At 34.3% G+C, this 16706-nt stretch carries 13 protein-coding genes; 7 read left to right on the plus strand and 6 right to left on the minus strand.

The window, feature by feature from the left end:
• Nucleotides 1-2: 2 nt before the first annotated feature.
• From HM986_RS10360 to HM986_RS10370, 3 genes are all read right to left on the minus strand, one after another.
• Nucleotides 3-677, minus strand: a complete 675-nt coding sequence (locus HM986_RS10360; protein ID WP_179335022.1) for a DUF4294 domain-containing protein — start codon at nt 675-677, stop codon at nt 3-5.
• 186 nt (nt 678-863) lie between these two features.
• The gene (locus HM986_RS10365) at nt 864-4511 is read right to left on the minus strand and encodes an ABC transporter permease/M1 family aminopeptidase (RefSeq protein WP_179335023.1); all 3648 of its coding nucleotides are present in this window, start codon (nt 4509-4511) and stop codon (nt 864-866) included.
• 24 nt (nt 4512-4535) lie between these two features.
• Nucleotides 4536-5426: an ABC transporter ATP-binding protein gene (locus HM986_RS10370; protein ID WP_179335024.1), complete on the minus strand. Its 891-nt coding sequence runs from the start codon at nt 5424-5426 to the stop codon at nt 4536-4538.
• A 222-nt stretch (nt 5427-5648) separates the two neighbouring features.
• Here HM986_RS10370 and HM986_RS10375 point away from each other — a divergent pair, with 222 nt between their 5' ends.
• The 6 genes from HM986_RS10375 to HM986_RS10400 all read left to right on the plus strand — a co-directional run bounded on the left by HM986_RS10375 (nt 5649) and on the right by HM986_RS10400 (nt 11806).
• The gene (locus HM986_RS10375) at nt 5649-6737 is read left to right on the plus strand and encodes a M42 family metallopeptidase (RefSeq protein ID WP_179335025.1); all 1089 of its coding nucleotides are present in this window, start codon (nt 5649-5651) and stop codon (nt 6735-6737) included.
• Between the two features lie 48 nt (nt 6738-6785).
• On the plus strand, nt 6786-7346 hold the full coding sequence (locus HM986_RS10380) for an NUDIX hydrolase (RefSeq protein WP_179335026.1): 561 nt from the start codon (nt 6786-6788) through the stop codon (nt 7344-7346).
• Complete coding sequence (locus HM986_RS10385) at nt 7343-8020, plus strand: PrsW family intramembrane metalloprotease (protein ID WP_179335027.1); 678 nt, start codon at nt 7343-7345, stop codon at nt 8018-8020. The genes HM986_RS10380 and HM986_RS10385 overlap by 4 nt, the downstream gene beginning before the upstream one ends.
• Nucleotides 8021-8114: 94 nt before the next feature.
• Nucleotides 8115-8591 (plus strand): acetyl-CoA carboxylase biotin carboxyl carrier protein subunit, encoded by a 477-nt coding sequence (locus HM986_RS10390; RefSeq protein WP_179335028.1) that lies wholly within the window; start codon nt 8115-8117, stop codon nt 8589-8591.
• A gap of 105 nt (nt 8592-8696) precedes the next feature.
• The gene (gene accC / locus HM986_RS10395) at nt 8697-10136 is read left to right on the plus strand and encodes an acetyl-CoA carboxylase biotin carboxylase subunit (RefSeq protein WP_179335029.1); all 1440 of its coding nucleotides are present in this window, start codon (nt 8697-8699) and stop codon (nt 10134-10136) included.
• 128 nt (nt 10137-10264) lie between these two features.
• Nucleotides 10265-11806 (plus strand): acyl-CoA carboxylase subunit beta, encoded by a 1542-nt coding sequence (locus tag HM986_RS10400; protein ID WP_179335030.1) that lies wholly within the window; start codon nt 10265-10267, stop codon nt 11804-11806.
• A gap of 157 nt (nt 11807-11963) precedes the next feature.
• Here the strand turns inward: HM986_RS10400 and HM986_RS10405 are convergent, their stop codons facing one another.
• From HM986_RS10405 to HM986_RS10415, 3 genes are all read right to left on the minus strand, one after another.
• Nucleotides 11964-13052 carry an amidohydrolase family protein gene (locus HM986_RS10405; protein WP_179335031.1) on the minus strand — a complete coding sequence of 363 codons (1089 nt, stop codon included), beginning with the start codon at nt 13050-13052 and terminating at the stop codon, nt 11964-11966.
• Nucleotides 13053-13127: 75 nt separating this feature from the next.
• Nucleotides 13128-14900, minus strand: coding sequence for an ABC transporter ATP-binding protein (locus tag HM986_RS10410; RefSeq protein WP_179335032.1), 1773 nt, complete (start codon nt 14898-14900; stop codon nt 13128-13130).
• A 68-nt stretch (nt 14901-14968) separates the two neighbouring features.
• Nucleotides 14969-15412: a DUF1572 family protein gene (locus HM986_RS10415; protein WP_179335033.1), complete on the minus strand. Its 444-nt coding sequence runs from the start codon at nt 15410-15412 to the stop codon at nt 14969-14971.
• Between the two features lie 83 nt (nt 15413-15495).
• Here HM986_RS10415 and HM986_RS10420 point away from each other — a divergent pair, with 83 nt between their 5' ends.
• Entirely contained in the window at nt 15496-16698 is a 1203-nt protein-coding gene (locus HM986_RS10420; RefSeq protein WP_179335034.1) for a multidrug effflux MFS transporter, read from the plus strand.
• The last annotated feature ends 8 nt before the right edge of the window (nt 16699-16706 follow it).

Below are 16706 nucleotides of genomic sequence, written 5' to 3' on the forward strand. Positions count from 1 at the left end.
AATTACTTTTTAGGTTTTGGCGACCACTTATTTACACAATTGTAAAAATCGATTTCAAAAGCGGATTCTTGTCGCTTTAAACTTTCACTCTGAAATGCACGCTGCAGAATATCTTCTATGAGATAGTCTTCTTTTTCATCTATGGGGCTAAATTCTTTCTTTAATGAAATATCAAATAAACTTGCGGTACTATTAAACCAAAAGGCACGCCAACCACTGCGTAATTCTTTAATCAGCTGAAAAGTTGTTTTACCTGTTTGTCTATGGATTAATTTAACTAAAATCTGACCTTCGGTCTTTGTGAGTTTCTTGAGTTCTGCTGAAAACTCATCCTCAATATAATTCTGAATTATCTTAGCGTAGCGCTTCTTATCGCGTTTACGTTCTAACTCATCTAAGCGTGTCTGTAAGGCTTCTAATCGCTCTGCAGCTAATTTGGCATACGGATACACTTTTAATGTTTTTCGTCTTAAAATGATATACCGAATGCGTGCTTCCCTATCTTCAAACTTTAAATTTGGTAGGACTAAAACTTCACTTAATTCTACAGAGGTTACAGGAATAGAATCTCCTTCAATATACATGTAATGGACTTCAGTAGAATCTTGTTTTACAGGATCTTCTTGAGCGCTAATGACAATTGAAAAAAGCAAAGCTATGTAGGTAATGTATTTCATGTAATATTCTAATACTAAAATCGTTCCAATTTGAGATTCTTAGCAATTTCAAAATTAATAATATTTAAAGTCTATAACCTTAAATTCTTATTAATATTATGATACCTTTTCAAAAAACCTTAAATAAAAAAGACCTTTCAAATTAATTTTATCTGAAAGGTCTTCAATATTAAAACTTAACTCTAATTATAGTTTTTGACGGTTATCACCAGAGTTTCTATCAATTAACTTATTATATGGGTCTACACCAACTTCTGTCGGTTTCTCATCTACAATAATTGATATTTTATTATCAATAGCAGTAATTTTATGCTTCTTAAGATGCAGTTGCTCTTCTTTCATTTTTCCATCAACATCTTTCTCTGTAAAGATTCCGATATCAATATAATCTTGTAATTGAAGCGATAAGACAGGTTTCGTTTTTCCTTCTGGTAAATATGAAATAGAATCTCTTCCGACTTCAGAAAATAATTGTTTTCCTTTTTCGTCATTTCTGTATTTACTGACTTCAAATTCTATATCTACTTTATACTTACCATTATCTAATTCGGTAGATGTTGTGCTTGTAATACGGTTGTCATAAACCGTAATGGTTTCAAACATATCTTTAATGACATATTGTAAGCTATCTGGAGTTACCGCTTTAAAATGATTCACCATATCAATAGACGTTGTATAAGGTGGTTCTTGAAACTTCACTTTTTCAATATACGTTTTTAAGGCTCCATTTAAAACATCCTCTCCAATATAATCGCTAAGTGCATATAATACCAATGACCCTTTCTGATAATGAATATAACCTTGTCCGTCGTTATACATTAGAGCATTTTCACGTTTTCGCTCAAACGTTCTTCTCAATAAATAATCGTCTAAAGCTTTTTTCAAAAACTTACGCATTTGTGACATTCCTAATTCTTTTTCAAGAACCTTTAAAGACACATATTCCGATAAGCTTTCTGACAACATGGTGGCTCCTAAAACATCAGCTCCAATGACTTGGTGTGCCCACCATTGATGTGCTACTTCATGAACTGTAATCGCGTACGTATAATCTATTCCTCCGTCTTCACTATCATCTACTTCCGCAATAAAACCAGTATCTCCCCCAAATGGAATCGTATTTGGAAACGATTGTGCAAAACCACCACTTGGGAATTCTACAATACGCAATTGCCTATGTTGATAAGGGCTGAAATTCTCGCTGTTATATGCTAATGAGGCTTTCATTCCATCCATCATGCGATCTAAATTATATTCATGTCCTTTATGATAGTAAATTTCTAAACTCACATCGTTCCATTTATCTTTTTTCACTTCATACTTTGCGGAATTGAAGGCGTAAAAATTCAAGATTTTACTATCCATTTTATAATGAAAATAGCGTCTTCCGTCTTCTACCCATTCCTTTTGAAGATAACCTGGAGCAATCGCAATTTGATCTTCACTAGTACTCACTGTCGCTTCAAAATCGATCCAATCACTATCCTTTGCAATATAGGTGTTACCTAATGCTGTGGAATCTGATGGATGTGGTTTTAACTTATTTGGAGGTAAATCGTATTTTTTACGGGTTTTATCATCCGTAAGCTCACCTCCGTTATATCCTAAACTAGGAAACAATTGCATATTATTAATAAATGTTCCGTTTTCGATAATAGGTGAATTAGAAACGAGAAACGTATTAGGTTTATTTTTTACCGTGAAGTTTAACGTCATGGAGTCACCTGGCATCAATGCTTGTTTCAACCTATAAATATCAAAATTGTATAATGTATCTTCTGAAACCAAGGTGTTTTCACGATTAAATTTAAACGTACTTGGATAATCATTATGATTTAAGAAAATACTATCAATAGCAGTATCTGTTTTGTTAATCATAGCGTACTCACCAGACGATTCAAAATTACGATCATCTATAAATAAATCCATGTTTACTTTAACAGAAACAATCCGAGGTTGCGCATAGTTTTCGTATTTCTTATAGGTTTTTTCCCATTCAACAGTCATTTCTTCAACTTCTTTAGAAGAATAACGGTCGTTATTAATATTTGTAGCGTTATAAATAGTGTAACCCATTGTTAAAAAACCTCCTAAAAGCACTACAAACGTAATGGCAATTGGTGCTGTAAATCTTGCTATAGCAATCGATAAACGCTCTCTAAATGAATGCGGCAAACCACGTACCCAAAAGAGAGCAGCAATAAGCATTAGTACTAAGCCGCCAAGTACCCAATAAAATTTATAAGTTAAATAATTGGCTAAGGAATCCCCGTAACCATTCATATCATTGAACCCAAACCCAGGACCTTCGTTATATTTAAATACCGCTTGTTCTACACCCGCCAAACTTAAAAATGGGATGGCTATAGAAATCACTAAAAGTACAAACAGACCTAAGTATGGATTTCTAATTAATGTTTGAATAGATAAGGCCAAGAATGCCCAAATCACATAATTAATTAGTTTTAAACCGAAAAGCTCTTTTATATATAAACCAAGTTCAATATCGAAATATCCTTTATACAGTTGAAATAAAATACCTGAAACCATAATAACGGTAAGCAGTAGTATTTGCATTTTAACTATGGCAATAAACTTAGATAAGAATAACGACCAGTTTGGTATTGGTGTTACGTCCTCTAAACCATGAACGTTTGCTATTTTACTTCTGTTCACCAGCATACCTGCATATAAAAATGTACAAATATTAATAGCAAATACAAATGCACTACCCCCTCGTAGCATTAACCAAGTTCTAGGATACGTTGTTGTTCCGTATGGATTACTTACGTCTGCTAAAGCAATTAACACGACTATTAATCCGACTAAAACAATACTGATAAATGGCCAACTTTTAACGATGTACTTAAATTCTACATTAGAAATTTTCCATGTCGCTTTTAAATTCTGAACAAAAGAGTAATCGTTAACAACCTTTGGCAGATTGATCTTTGTGATACCCCCGAAATTACGTTTTATTGCACGTTCTCCCTTTGATTTTTTAAATAATGAAATGGTCATTGCATTTTGACTAAATGTAAAGAACTTAAACACCAAACCAAACACTAAACTAGCCACACCCAACCATATTAAACGGTTATACAGAATCACTTCTTTAATAGGAATATGTAATTCATTTTGTTCATAAACTGTCCAGTAACGCGTATAATAATCAGAAGCTGAAGACCCAAAAGGATCAAATAATGCCGCTAAATAACGACTATCAGGATCTGACAATAAATTATCAGTGACTCCCTGAATAAAAAGCAATAAAATTACCGTTATAAAACCTGCCGCAATATTTCGTGTAAAGGTGACGACTGCAAAAACAATAGCACCAAACAAAAGTATATTAGGCAGAATAAAAAGCCAATACGCATCGAAATACGATTTGAAATCAAACGCTATAATCAAATCAGAATTGGTACCCGGCAACCTAAAACCAATAAACATTCCAATTCCAATGGTAAAAACTATGAGCGTTACGACTGTAATTGCACTAAAGAATTTAGCAAATAAATAATTGGCTTTTGTAAATGGATACGAATATAAAATAGAATGCATTTCACTTTTAAAATCCCTATTAATAGAAGCTCCTATGATTGACGGAAATAGAAAGAAAATTAAAATAGTAAGTCCATTAAAAAGGTTAGAAATTCCGATTGGAGAATTCACAATCCTTGATGAACTTGTTGTGGCTGTAATACTATCAAAGATGCCCGCTGTTGTCGCAGCCATAAATAATGATAACATAAAGAAAATCGCCATATAAATATAAGTCGCAGGTCGTTTTAACCAGTACTTTAATTCATAAAAAAATATTGTAGAAAACATAGATGTACTTTTTAGGTTAAAAAATTAAACGGCACTTACAGGTTCGTCTTGCTTTAGTGCTATAAAGTACACATCGTCTAATTGTGGCTCAACAGATTTAAAATCATCACTGGGTTGCGAATCATTAAAAACACGAATATTAAGTGAATTATCTTCATTATAGTTAGAAGACAATATATTGTATTGCCCTTCATGCGCTTCTAAATCATCTCTATCTATAATCTTAGTCCAAATACGTCCTTGTAATTCTTGTCTTGCCTGAGATGGCGTAGCTTGTTTTAAGATACGACCACCATTTAAAATTGCCATATCGTTACAAAGTTCCTTTACATCTTCAACAATATGTGTCGAAAAAATTACGGTACAATTGGTACCAACTTCACGAAGTACATTTAAAAAACGATGACGTTCTGCGGGATCTAATCCTGCCGTTGGTTCATCTACGATAATTAATTTAGGATTGTTCAATAGCAGCTGTGCAATACCAAAACGTTGTTTCATTCCACCAGAATAACCCGCCACATGCTTTTTACGCATATCGTACAAATTGGTAATATCTAAAACTTCTTTTACAATAGCTTGTCTATCTGTTTTTGAACTTATACCTTTTAAAGTTGCAAAATAATCTAACAACGCTTCTGCTGACATTTTTGGATACACACCAAACGACTGGGGTAAATAACCCAATACTTTTCTCAAAGCCATTTTATCTTCTAAAACGTTGATATCACCAAACATTATAGACCCAGAATCTGGACTTTGCAATGTAGAAATGGTTCGCATTAATGAAGACTTACCAGCTCCGTTTGGTCCTAAAAGTCCAAACATTCCTGTCCCGATTTCAAGGTTAAGATTATCAATGGCTTTAACACCATTTTTATAGGTTTTAGTAAGGTTCGTTATAACTAGTTTCATGAGTTTATATTTATTTGATTTTTATGGTCACATGGAACATCCTAATTAATAATTCGAAGGATCATCAAATTTTCAGGATGGATGTTTCATGATTTTTAATTTAAGTTTAAGGTTCGTTGATGGATTAGTGTAAAAATAGATGAATTTGTTACAAAAATTTTTCAAAAGTCATTAAAAGCTTAGGAAATCCTTTTATTTTTACACAAATTCAAAATAGTTATTATGGCTTCTAAAAGCATACTCAATAAAAAATCACTCGATTTCCTCGAAAAATACCTAAACAACGCCTCTCCTACTGGTTATGAATGGGAAGGACAAAAAATTTGGATGGATTATCTAAAACCTTATGCTGATGAATTTATCACAGATACTTATGGTTCTGCCGTTGCCGTTATTAATCCGGACGCTAAGTTTAAAGTGGTTATTGAAGGACATGCCGATGAAATTTCTTGGTATGTGAACTACATTTCTGATAACGGTTTAATTTACGTGATTAGAAATGGTGGAAGTGATCACCAAATTGCTCCAAGTAAAATTGTAAATATTCATACTAAAAATGGTATCGTTAAAGGTGTTTTTGGTTGGCCAGCAATTCATACCAGAAATAAAGCCAAAGAACAAGCTCCAAAACCAGATAATATTACTATCGATGTTGGAGCAAAAGATAAAGAAGAGGTTGAAAAAATGGGGGTTCATGTAGGGTGTGTTATTACATATCCTGACGAATTTCATATTCTTAACAACGACAAGTTTGTTTGTCGTGCTTTAGATAACAGAATGGGTGGTTTCATGATTGCTGAAGTAGCGCGTTTATTGAAAGAAAACAAGAAAACCTTACCTTTTGGACTTTATATTACCAATTCTGTACAAGAAGAAATAGGTTTACGTGGTGCTGAAATGATTGCACAAACTATTAAGCCTAACGTTGCCATTGTAACTGATGTAACGCACGATACGACAACTCCAATGATTGAGCAAAAAACACAAGGTTATGCTGAAATTGGGAAAGGACCAGTTATTGCTTATGCACCAGCTGTGCAACAAAAATTAAGAGATTTAATCACAGATACAGCTGAAGAAAAAAATATACCTTTTCAACGTGCTGCATTATCTAGAGCTACCGGAACAGACACTGATGCCTTTGCTTATAGTAATGGTGGCGTCGCTTCTGCACTAATATCATTACCTTTACGTTACATGCATACCACTGTAGAAATGGTACATAGAGACGATGTAGAAAATGTGATTAAATTGATTTATGAAACATTACTTAAAATAGAAGACGGAGAAACGTTTAGTTATTTTAAATAAAAACACAAGACCTGTTAGGCTTTAAAAATCTGACGGGTCTAATTATATATGGACGAATATCTTGACATAGTAGATGAGAAATGTCGACCAACGGGTGAAACAGCTTTAAAATCTGAAATTCACAAAAACGGTTGGTTGCATAATACTGTACATGTGTGGTTTTACACTTTGGACGGTCATATACTTTTGCAACAACGTTCACATAAAAAATCAATTTGTCCATTACTTTGGGATGTCTCTGTTGCAGGACATGTAGATGCTGGTGAAACTATAGAAGCCGCTGCCGTTAGAGAAACTAAAGAAGAAATTGGTTTAGACATTCACCCAAATGATTTACGCAGAATAGGAACACATTACCATGAAGCCTCCTATTTTAATGGAGCCATTCAAGATAATGAGTTTCATCATATTTTCATTTCAAAACTAAAAGTGCCTTTAAAGAATTTACTTCCAGATCCTACCGAAGTTGAAGCCTTAAAATTAGTTTCTCTAGAAACTTTTGGCGATTTGGCACTTAATAGTGGCAAAAACATGCACTTTGTCTCAACTAATGAAGGCTATTATCATTTTGTCAATCATGAAATATATTCCGAACTTTTTCCTGAATGAATCTACTCCTACTAGCCGTCGCACCTATCTGTGCCGTTCTTCTATATATTTACGTTCAAGATAAACACGAAAAAGAACCAAGAGGTCTTTTGATTAAAAGCTTTCTTTTGGGAGCTATTTTAAGCATTTTGATTGTTTTTATATTATATTTTTTCACAGGGCGATTAATTCCTATCACTGATGAATTCAGTATATGGCAGCAATTCATTCAGGCCTTTATAGTTGTGGCGTTATCAGAAGAATTCAGCAAGTACGTCATTGTAAAATATTATGCACAACCCAAAAAAGCATTCAACGAACCTTATGATGGTATTATCTATGCTGTAATGGTTTCCATGGGTTTTGCTTGTACAGAAAACATTATGTATGTCATTGATGGTGGTTATCAAACTGCTATTTTAAGAGCATTCACTGCTGTTCCGGCTCATGCTGTTTTCGGTATACTTATGGGCTTTTACATGGGAAAGGCCAAATTCTCAAATAACAGATTAGTTCTTAATCTGACCGGTTTGGTATTAGCCGTATTGTTTCATGGAGCTTATGATTTCTTTTTATTTATAGGCTTTATTCCTGGTATTTCCATTGGTGCTTTTGTGTCTTTAATTATTGGTATTGTATTATCCCGAAAAGCGATTAAGCGACATCAAGAAGATTCACAATTTAAATCCTTGTAATATTCGTAATATTCATAAAATAAACCTTAAAAATTTCATATTTTGCAGTAGATTTAGTGATTTTTGATGAAAATCACGTAATAAACTCAATATTATGTACAAAATAAAAGTTAACACGTCCTATGTTTTTAATGTCACAAACGAAAACATTGAACAACTAGACGCTGTTGAAACAGCCAATAATAAATATCATATTCTTCAAGACCACACTCCTATAAATGCCGAAATCATAACATCTGATTTTAATCAAAAATTATATACAATTAAAGTGAATAATAACACTTATGAGGTTGATATTTATGATGCCTTAGACCAACAAATCGAGGCCTTAGGTTTTGAAATTGGTGCATCAAAACAAGTTAATGATATTAAAGCTCCAATGCCTGGCCTCATATTAGAAATCAATATAAAAGAAGGTCAACAGGTTAAAGAAAATGATGTGTTATTAATTTTAGAAGCTATGAAAATGGAAAATGTGATTAATTCACCTCGGGAAGGAGTTATAAAATCCATTCAGGTAAAACAAGGTCAGACTGTCGATAAAAACATGCTTTTAATTGAGTTTGAGTAAAATTAACGTCAGTTGGAGTGTTCTGCCTTTTTAGGCAGAATCTACCGAGAACCTTTCAATAAAACAAGTTTAATTAAAAAGATACCTGCTTTGGCAGGTAATACTATGAAAAAACTATTAGTCGCAAACAGAGGAGAAATCGCCATAAGAGTCATGCAAACCGCAAAGAAAATGGGCATTAAAACGGTTGCTGTATTTTCTGAAGCCGATAGAAATTCTCCACACGTTAAATACGCAGATCAAGCCGTTTGTATTGGCCCTGCACCGTCCAATGAATCGTATTTACGAGGAGATAAAATTATTGAAGTTTCAAAAAAACTCAATGTTGATGCCATTCATCCTGGTTATGGATTCTTAAGTGAAAATGCAGATTTTGCCGAATTGTGTGAAGCTAATGACATTATTTTTATCGGACCACGTTCTAAAGCGATCCGTGTTATGGGAAGCAAATTAGCGGCAAAAGAAACGGTTAAAGCCTACAATATACCTATGGTTCCGGGTACTGATGAAGCCATTACGGATATTCCTGAAGCTAAGGAAATAGCAAAAGAAATCGGGTTCCCTATCCTTATTAAAGCCTCTGCTGGAGGTGGAGGAAAAGGAATGCGTATTGTTGAAAACGAAGCTGAATTTGAATCGCAAATGGACAGAGCTATCAGTGAGGCCAAAAATGCCTTTGGAGATGGTTCTGTATTTATTGAAAAATATGTGGCATCACCTAGACATATCGAAATACAAATAATGGCAGATATGCATGGCCATGTTATTCATTTATTTGAACGCGAATGCTCCGTACAACGTCGCCATCAAAAAGTAGTCGAAGAAGCTCCTTCTGCGGTTTTAACGCCAGAACTTAGAGAAAAAATGGGACAAGCTGCTATTAATGTAGCACGTTCTTGTGATTATATCGGTGCCGGAACAGTCGAATTTTTATTGGATGACAATCTGAATTTCTATTTTTTAGAAATGAATACTAGACTTCAAGTTGAACACCCTGTTTCGGAGTGGATTGCTGGAGTCGATTTAGTAGAACTTCAAATTAAAATTGCTAGAGGCGAACATCTTAATATCAAACAAGAGCATTTAAAAATTAACGGTCACGCTTTAGAGTTACGAGTTTATGCTGAAGATCCGATGAATGATTTTTTACCTAGCGTGGGGAATTTAGAAGTTTACGTACTACCTGAGGGTAAAAATATAAGAGTCGATAATGGTTTTGAACAAGGTATGGACATCCCTATTTATTACGATCCAATGCTATCTAAACTAATCACTTATGGCAAAACACGTGAAGAAGCCATTGAACTGATGATAGAAGCCATTGACAACTATCATATAGAAGGAGTGCAAACTACCTTGCCTTTCGGTCGTTTTGTTTTTGAGCACGATGCTTTTAGAAGTGGAAATTTTGATACGCATTTTGTAAAAAAGTACTACTCACCTAGCCTTTTACAAGATCAGGAAACATTAGAAGCAGAAATTGCTGCAAAAATTGCCTTAAAGCATTTTTTAAAAGAACAAAACATTTTAAAAGTACCGCGTTAGTTTTAAGTCGCAGTTTCAGTCTACAGCATTTTTTATTCCACTGATAACAAAACGACAACTAACTAGACTATAAACAACATAATACACAGAGCGTTGCACAATTACGCATTTGCCAGAAACCATAGAGCATGAACAATAACATAAAAATCCTAAACGAAAAACTAGAACTTGCCAAACTTGGAGGTGGACAAGCACGAATAGACAAACAACATCAAAAGAAAAAATTAACAGCAAGAGAGCGCGTACTTTACTTACTAGACGAAGGTTCGTTTGAAGAGATTGGAGCCTTAGTGACCCATAGAACAAAAGATTTCGGGATGGCAGATCAGCAATTCTACGGAGATGGAGTTGTTACAGGTTATGGCACAGTTAATGGAAAATTGATTTACATATTTGCTCAAGATTTTACTGTTTTTGGTGGTTCATTATCTGAAACACATGCCGAAAAAATCTGTAAAATTATGGATATGGCTGTTAATGTCGGAGCCCCAATTATTGGCCTTAACGATTCTGGTGGAGCACGTATTCAAGAAGGTGTACGTTCGTTAGGTGGTTATGCTGATATTTTCTATAGAAACGTTCAGGCATCTGGCGTTATACCTCAAATCTCTGCAATTATGGGGCCTTGTGCTGGTGGAGCGGTTTACTCCCCTGCTATGACCGATTTTACAATGATGGTTGAAGACACCAGTTATATGTTTGTAACAGGCCCAAATGTTGTAAAGACAGTTACTAATGAAGAAGTTACTAGTGAAGAATTAGGTGGTGCAAGTGTACACTCTTCAAAATCTGGTGTGGCTCACATTACATCTACAAATGATGTTGAATGTTTAGAGGATATCAAAAAGCTCTTAAGCTATTTACCGCAAAGTAATAAAGAAAAAGCTGACGATATTCCTTTTGAACTTAACGATGAAGTCAGGGATAACCTAAATACGATTGTACCAGATAATCCTAATAAACCTTATGATATGCATCAGGTTATAAAAGGTATTATTGATGAAGACTCTTTTTACGAAATCCACAAAGATTATGCAGAAAATATCATTGTAGGTTTTGCGCGCTTAGCTGGGAAAAGTATTGGTATTGTTGCCAATCAACCTATGTTTTTAGCTGGAGTTTTAGATGTAAATAGTTCTAAAAAAGCTGCGCGGTTTGTACGTTTTTGTGATTGTTTTAATATTCCATTATTAGTATTAGAAGACGTTCCTGGATTTTTACCTGGTACGGATCAAGAATGGAATGGTATCATTGTGAATGGCGCAAAATTACTCTATGCGTTTAGCGAAGCTACAGTGCCAAGAATTACGGTTATTACAAGAAAAGCTTATGGTGGAGCCTACGATGTAATGAACTCAAAGCATATTGGCGCAGACATGAATTTTGCGTGGCCTAATGCCGAAATTGCAGTTATGGGCGCTAAAGGTGCGGCAGAGATTATTTTTAAGCGTGAAATCTCTAAAGCGGACGATAAAGAAGCTAAATGGAAAGAGAAAGAAGCAGAATACGCTAAGTTATTTGCGAATCCATACAGCGCTGCCGAACGAGGTTTTGTAGATGACGTTATTCTACCCGAAAATACCAGACGAAAGTTAATTAAAGCGTTTAGTATGCTCGAAAATAAGGATGTTGTAAGACCAAACCGTAAGCATGGGAATATTCCACTTTAGAAATTGAATCTGAACTTAAAATCGAAATTATATCTCACGTGAAAACTTAATTTCGATTTCAAGTTAGAGTATAGAATCAAGACCTTTCAAGTTATAACAATTTGAAAGGTCTCTTTAGTGTAACGCGTAATAATACTCATTCAACTCTAAATTTTACCTATTCAGGAAACTTACTTTTATCTATTCCTGGTACAATTCTCAACGCATTTTTATAATACACTTTTTTTAAAACATCATCTGATAAATCCAAACCATACATTGGCCAAAACGCGTGGTATTTTTTATGATAAGGAAAATATTCATCATCAGATTCCAACACTCTAAAATAGGTTGGGAATTCTTCAGGCTTCCAACTGTCTTTTCCAAATAAAATTCGGTCTTGGTATTTTTCAAAAAATGCTTTGGCAAATCTTGGTTGGCGACCAAGCTCTGCGATGATAGCTCCGATACCAACATTCATATTTGGCATGTCATCTAATAACTCACCTAAATGACCTAAATCATTAGCAAACCACCCCATATGCGCATTAATAAACGTAGTATTCTTATGCTTTTTAAACATGGTATGTTGCTCTTGTATAATCTGCTCCCACGGTACAGGATCTGTAGCACTCCTTTTACGTCTTGGATTTAATTTTAACTCTAACCAACGTTCATTATTACTATCAAAATCTGCCCAAAATAATTTAGGATCTGCTGAGTGAATTAAAACAGGAATACCTAGTTCTCCGCATTTTTCCCAAATGGCATCTAATCGAGAATCATCGACCGTCAATCGTTTACCATCAGAATCATTGTTACGTAGTCCTAAACTTTTATAGACTTTAAGTCCAACAGCACCTGCTTTTACATCGGCTTCTAATTGTTTTACCGTTTTTTCTATCCAACCTTTAGCTCCTGCACCTTCAAAATCGATATTACAAAATAACACAAAGCGTCCTGGATAGTTGCGTTTTGCATTAGATATTGCTTTTACTAAATTGTCTCCAGTTCTTCCACTCAAATTAACCATGACTTGCAAATTCAAGGAATCCATTGCGGTAATAACGGGTTTTAGATCTTGCGTCGCCATTTTATATTGGTGACCATGTACATCTATAAATGGGAACTTAGCGCGATTAATTATTTTTCCTGGAACGACAAGTGTGGATTCAGGGTTGTAATCTTCAAAGGTGACTTCTTGCGCACTACTGAGATTAAAAATTAGTAAGGACCATAAAAAGAATGATAGAATTTTGAATTTCATAGAATTGAATTATTAAATGGGCCTAAATTTATACAAAACGTTATAGGTTTATAGTAGTTTACCTTGTGTTTAACACTATATTTTTGCCTGAAACGTGTACAAATCATAATAGCGTCCTTCTATTTTTAACAATTCATCGTGTGTGCCGCGTTCTGCAATTCGTCCATTTTCTATCACTAAAATCTGATCTGCTTTTTTAATGGTACTTAAACGGTGTGCAATAACAATCGTCGTTCTGTTATTGGTTAATTCTGATAAACTTTTTTGAATTAAACCTTCACTTTCTGTATCTAAGTTAGACGTTGCTTCATCTAAAATTATGATTTTAGGGTCTGCCAAAATAGCTCTTGCAATTGCGATACGTTGACGCTGGCCACCAGACAGCTTTACACCACGTTCACCAATCAACGTTTCTAAACCTTCGTCAAAACGATCTGTAAATTCATTAACATAAGCGGCTTTTACTGCTTTTTGTAATTGTGCTTCCGTTGCATTAGGTCTTGGAAACATAATGTTTTCTCTAATCGTACCTTCAAACAAAAATTCATCTTGTAACACGACACCCAAATTCCGCCTAAAACTACTTAATTTCACTTTAGATAAATCCTGACCATCAATGGTAATAATTCCTGAATCAGGATTTAAAAATGTAGCTGATAAACCAGCAATAGTAGATTTACCAGATCCTGAACTTCCTACTAACGCTATTACAGATCCAGATGGTGCTTCAAAATTAATATCGTGTAAAACGGGTTTTCCTTTTTCATACGCAAAGGTGACATTATCAAACTTGATATCTCCTTTCATCGTTTCTAACACAATGGTTCTTTCTGCTTGATCGTCTTCTGTAGCCAAATTCATTAATTCTTCAGTACGATCTAAACCTGCTAATGCTTCTGTTAATTGGCTACCGATGTTACTCATTTGAACTATTGGCGCAATCATAAATCCTAGAATTAGGGTAAAGAATAGAAATTCACCTGCAGACATATCACCTATAATCATGTAATAACCACCAATTCCCATAATTCCTGTCGTTGCTACACCGATTAAAAAAGTTGACGAACTCGTCATTAACGCGGTTGCTGTTAAACTTTTTTTAACGTTTTCATACAAGCGCTCTACACCTTTTTCAAACACTTGGTTTTCCTGCTCTTCAGCATTAAATGCTTTAATTACGCGTACTCCTGCTAATGTTTCGGTTAACCGCCCGGTAACTTCAGCATTAATCTTTCCGCGATTTCTAAAAATGGGCCTAATGTATTTAAAAGCCTTTAAAGCCACGATTCCAAAAAGTGAAAGCGGCACAAAAACGAATAAAGTCATCCACGCATTTAGTTTTATTAATATCACCAAAGACACAATGGCTGTAAACGTACCCCCAACAAGTTGCACCAATCCTGTACCAATTAAATTTCTAACCCCCTCTACATCTGTCATTATTCTAGACACTAATGCACCAGATTTTGTATTATCAAAAAAACTAATCGGTAAGGCAAGTACTTTCTTTTGAACTTGTGCTCGTAATTCTGAAATAAGATATTGTGCTTGTACACTTAGAATTCGAGTTAATAAAAATGACGTTACGGCTTGTATCAAAATAGCAACTAATACAATACCAATAAGTGTGTAAAGTCCATCAAAATCTTTATTAGGCACCACATCATCTAGCAACACTTTACTTTGCCATGGTAAAATAAGCCCTGATAAACTACGAATTACAATGAGTATCAAACCAATAAAAACTAATTTCCGCCTTGGCCAAATAATGGTTTTAAAAGCGGTTGCCATGGTTACTTTTGGCTTATCTGTGTTGGATCGTTTAGGTGAATCTTTGAAGTGTTGCATCCTTAGTTTAAAATTTACACAAAGATACGTTTAGAAATCCCCTTAAATAGCAATCATCAAACTGAAATTTAATCTAACAGACGTCTGTGAAAATTAATCTGTCCTAAATGATAGGCCAGGTGCATCGCTAAATGTATTAGAACGTACGCTGTAGTTTTAGGTTCTTTAAAAACAGGAAGATTATAGTCTTTTTGTAAATCGGATTCACTTAAAGGTTGTAGCGTGTTTTCTATGACTATAATGGTTGCCTCAACTTGCTTTATCAATTCCATTCTTGAAACATATTTCAACGAAAACTCTAATTCACGTTGTCTAATATATTCAGTATTCCCAAGAGTTGTACCTATAAAATGGTTCAGGTTTCCAACAAGGTGAAGACATAAATTTCCGGCAGAATTAGTCACTGATCCTTCTAATTTCCATATATGAGATTCATCCTTATATAGATTAATCTCTTCAATTAATTTGTGAAGGTCTCTTTTAAATAAGTCTATTAATGTTTTACTGAGCATTATATGTCAATATTAAATGTGAGTATCCGATATTAGAATAACATCTATCCAAAAGTAGCTAATATATATATTACTTTTGCGCCATGGAAAATAAAAAAAGGTCGCAATTAGAATTTGTAGTATTAATGGCAGCATTGATGTCTATTGTTGCTTTATCTATTGATGCACTTTTACCGGCATTACCTAAAATTGGGGACTATCTAGGTAGTGTTAATGAAACGGAAAACCAAAAACTTATTACAGCAATATTTTTAGGCTTAGGATTTGGACAACTTATTTTTGGACCATTATCAGATAGTTTTGGACGAAAACCAATGGTTTATTTTGGATTTGGTGTTTTTATAATTGCTTCTATTATATGCATTACTACTAGAAATTTTGAAATAATGCTTTTGGGACGTGTGCTGCAAGGTGTTGGCTTATCATCACCTAGAACGATGAGTATTGCTATTGTACGAGATTCATATGATGGTGATCATATGGCAAAAATCTTATCTGTGGTAACTATGACTTTTATTTTAGTCCCTGTGATTGCCCCCATGTTAGGTCAGTTTTTATTAGGACATTTTGGATGGCAATCTATATTTATTGTTAATCTTATTTTTGGATCCTTGGTTATTCTATGGTTTTGGAGACGCCAACCCGAAACGCTTCACAAAAAATATCAGAAGACCTTTCGATTAGCCATTTTTAAATCTGGTGCCATTACATTCTTTAGAATAAAATCTGCGGTTATTTATACCTTACTTTCTGGTTTAGCCACAGGATCTTTTATGGTTTACTTAAGTACTTCTCAGCAAATTTTTCAAGTGCAATATGGTTTGGGAGAGATGTTCCCTTATATTTTTGCCAGTTTGGCTGTAACGATTGGACTAGCAACCTTTTTAAATAGTGCCATTGTAATGCGCTTTGGCATGTGGAATTTGGTAAATATTGCCTTATTGGTATTTGTGATTAACTCATTAACTTATGTCATCATATTTTGGTCTGGTGTAAATCCCCCTATAGAAATACTCATTATATTTTTAATGCTTCAGTTTGCGAGTGTAGCGTTCTTATTTGGAAATTATAGAGCTTTAGCTATGCAACCTATGGGACACATTGCTGGTGTAGGATCTGCACTTAATGGTTTTATATCTACCATAATGGCTGTACCAATTGCTAACTATATTGGTAGTTTTGTAAAAACGTCTGTCTTACCGCTTTTTATCGGTTTTTTTGTAACAGGAATTATTGGTTTGGTTTTATTCTATAGTGTAAAGAAACCAATAAGAGTGAAAGCATAATGTTTAAA

Origin of the sequence: Winogradskyella costae (assembly GCF_013403865.1) — a bacterium.
Lineage (GTDB): Bacteria > Bacteroidota > Bacteroidia > Flavobacteriales > Flavobacteriaceae > Winogradskyella > Winogradskyella costae.

What these genes read in the sequence shown, in the direction of transcription:
- HM986_RS10360 (WP_179335022.1), bottom strand. Translation starts at nt 677, where the DNA reads ATGAAATACATTACCTACATAGCTTTGCTTTTTTCAATTGTCATTAGC.
- HM986_RS10365 (WP_179335023.1), bottom strand. Translation starts at nt 4,511, where the DNA reads ATGTTTTCTACAATATTTTTTTATGAATTAAAGTACTGGTTAAAACGA.
- HM986_RS10370 (WP_179335024.1), bottom strand. Translation starts at nt 5,426, where the DNA reads ATGAAACTAGTTATAACGAACCTTACTAAAACCTATAAAAATGGTGTT.
- HM986_RS10375 (WP_179335025.1), top strand. Translation starts at nt 5,649, where the DNA reads ATGGCTTCTAAAAGCATACTCAATAAAAAATCACTCGATTTCCTCGAA.
- HM986_RS10380 (WP_179335026.1), top strand. Translation starts at nt 6,786, where the DNA reads ATGGACGAATATCTTGACATAGTAGATGAGAAATGTCGACCAACGGGT.
- HM986_RS10385 (WP_179335027.1), top strand. Translation starts at nt 7,343, where the DNA reads ATGAATCTACTCCTACTAGCCGTCGCACCTATCTGTGCCGTTCTTCTA.
- HM986_RS10390 (WP_179335028.1), top strand. Translation starts at nt 8,115, where the DNA reads ATGTACAAAATAAAAGTTAACACGTCCTATGTTTTTAATGTCACAAAC.
- accC (WP_179335029.1), top strand. Translation starts at nt 8,697, where the DNA reads ATGAAAAAACTATTAGTCGCAAACAGAGGAGAAATCGCCATAAGAGTC.
- HM986_RS10400 (WP_179335030.1), top strand. Translation starts at nt 10,265, where the DNA reads ATGAACAATAACATAAAAATCCTAAACGAAAAACTAGAACTTGCCAAA.
- HM986_RS10405 (WP_179335031.1), bottom strand. Translation starts at nt 13,052, where the DNA reads ATGAAATTCAAAATTCTATCATTCTTTTTATGGTCCTTACTAATTTTT.
- HM986_RS10410 (WP_179335032.1), bottom strand. Translation starts at nt 14,900, where the DNA reads ATGCAACACTTCAAAGATTCACCTAAACGATCCAACACAGATAAGCCA.
- HM986_RS10415 (WP_179335033.1), bottom strand. Translation starts at nt 15,412, where the DNA reads ATGCTCAGTAAAACATTAATAGACTTATTTAAAAGAGACCTTCACAAA.
- HM986_RS10420 (WP_179335034.1), top strand. Translation starts at nt 15,496, where the DNA reads ATGGAAAATAAAAAAAGGTCGCAATTAGAATTTGTAGTATTAATGGCA.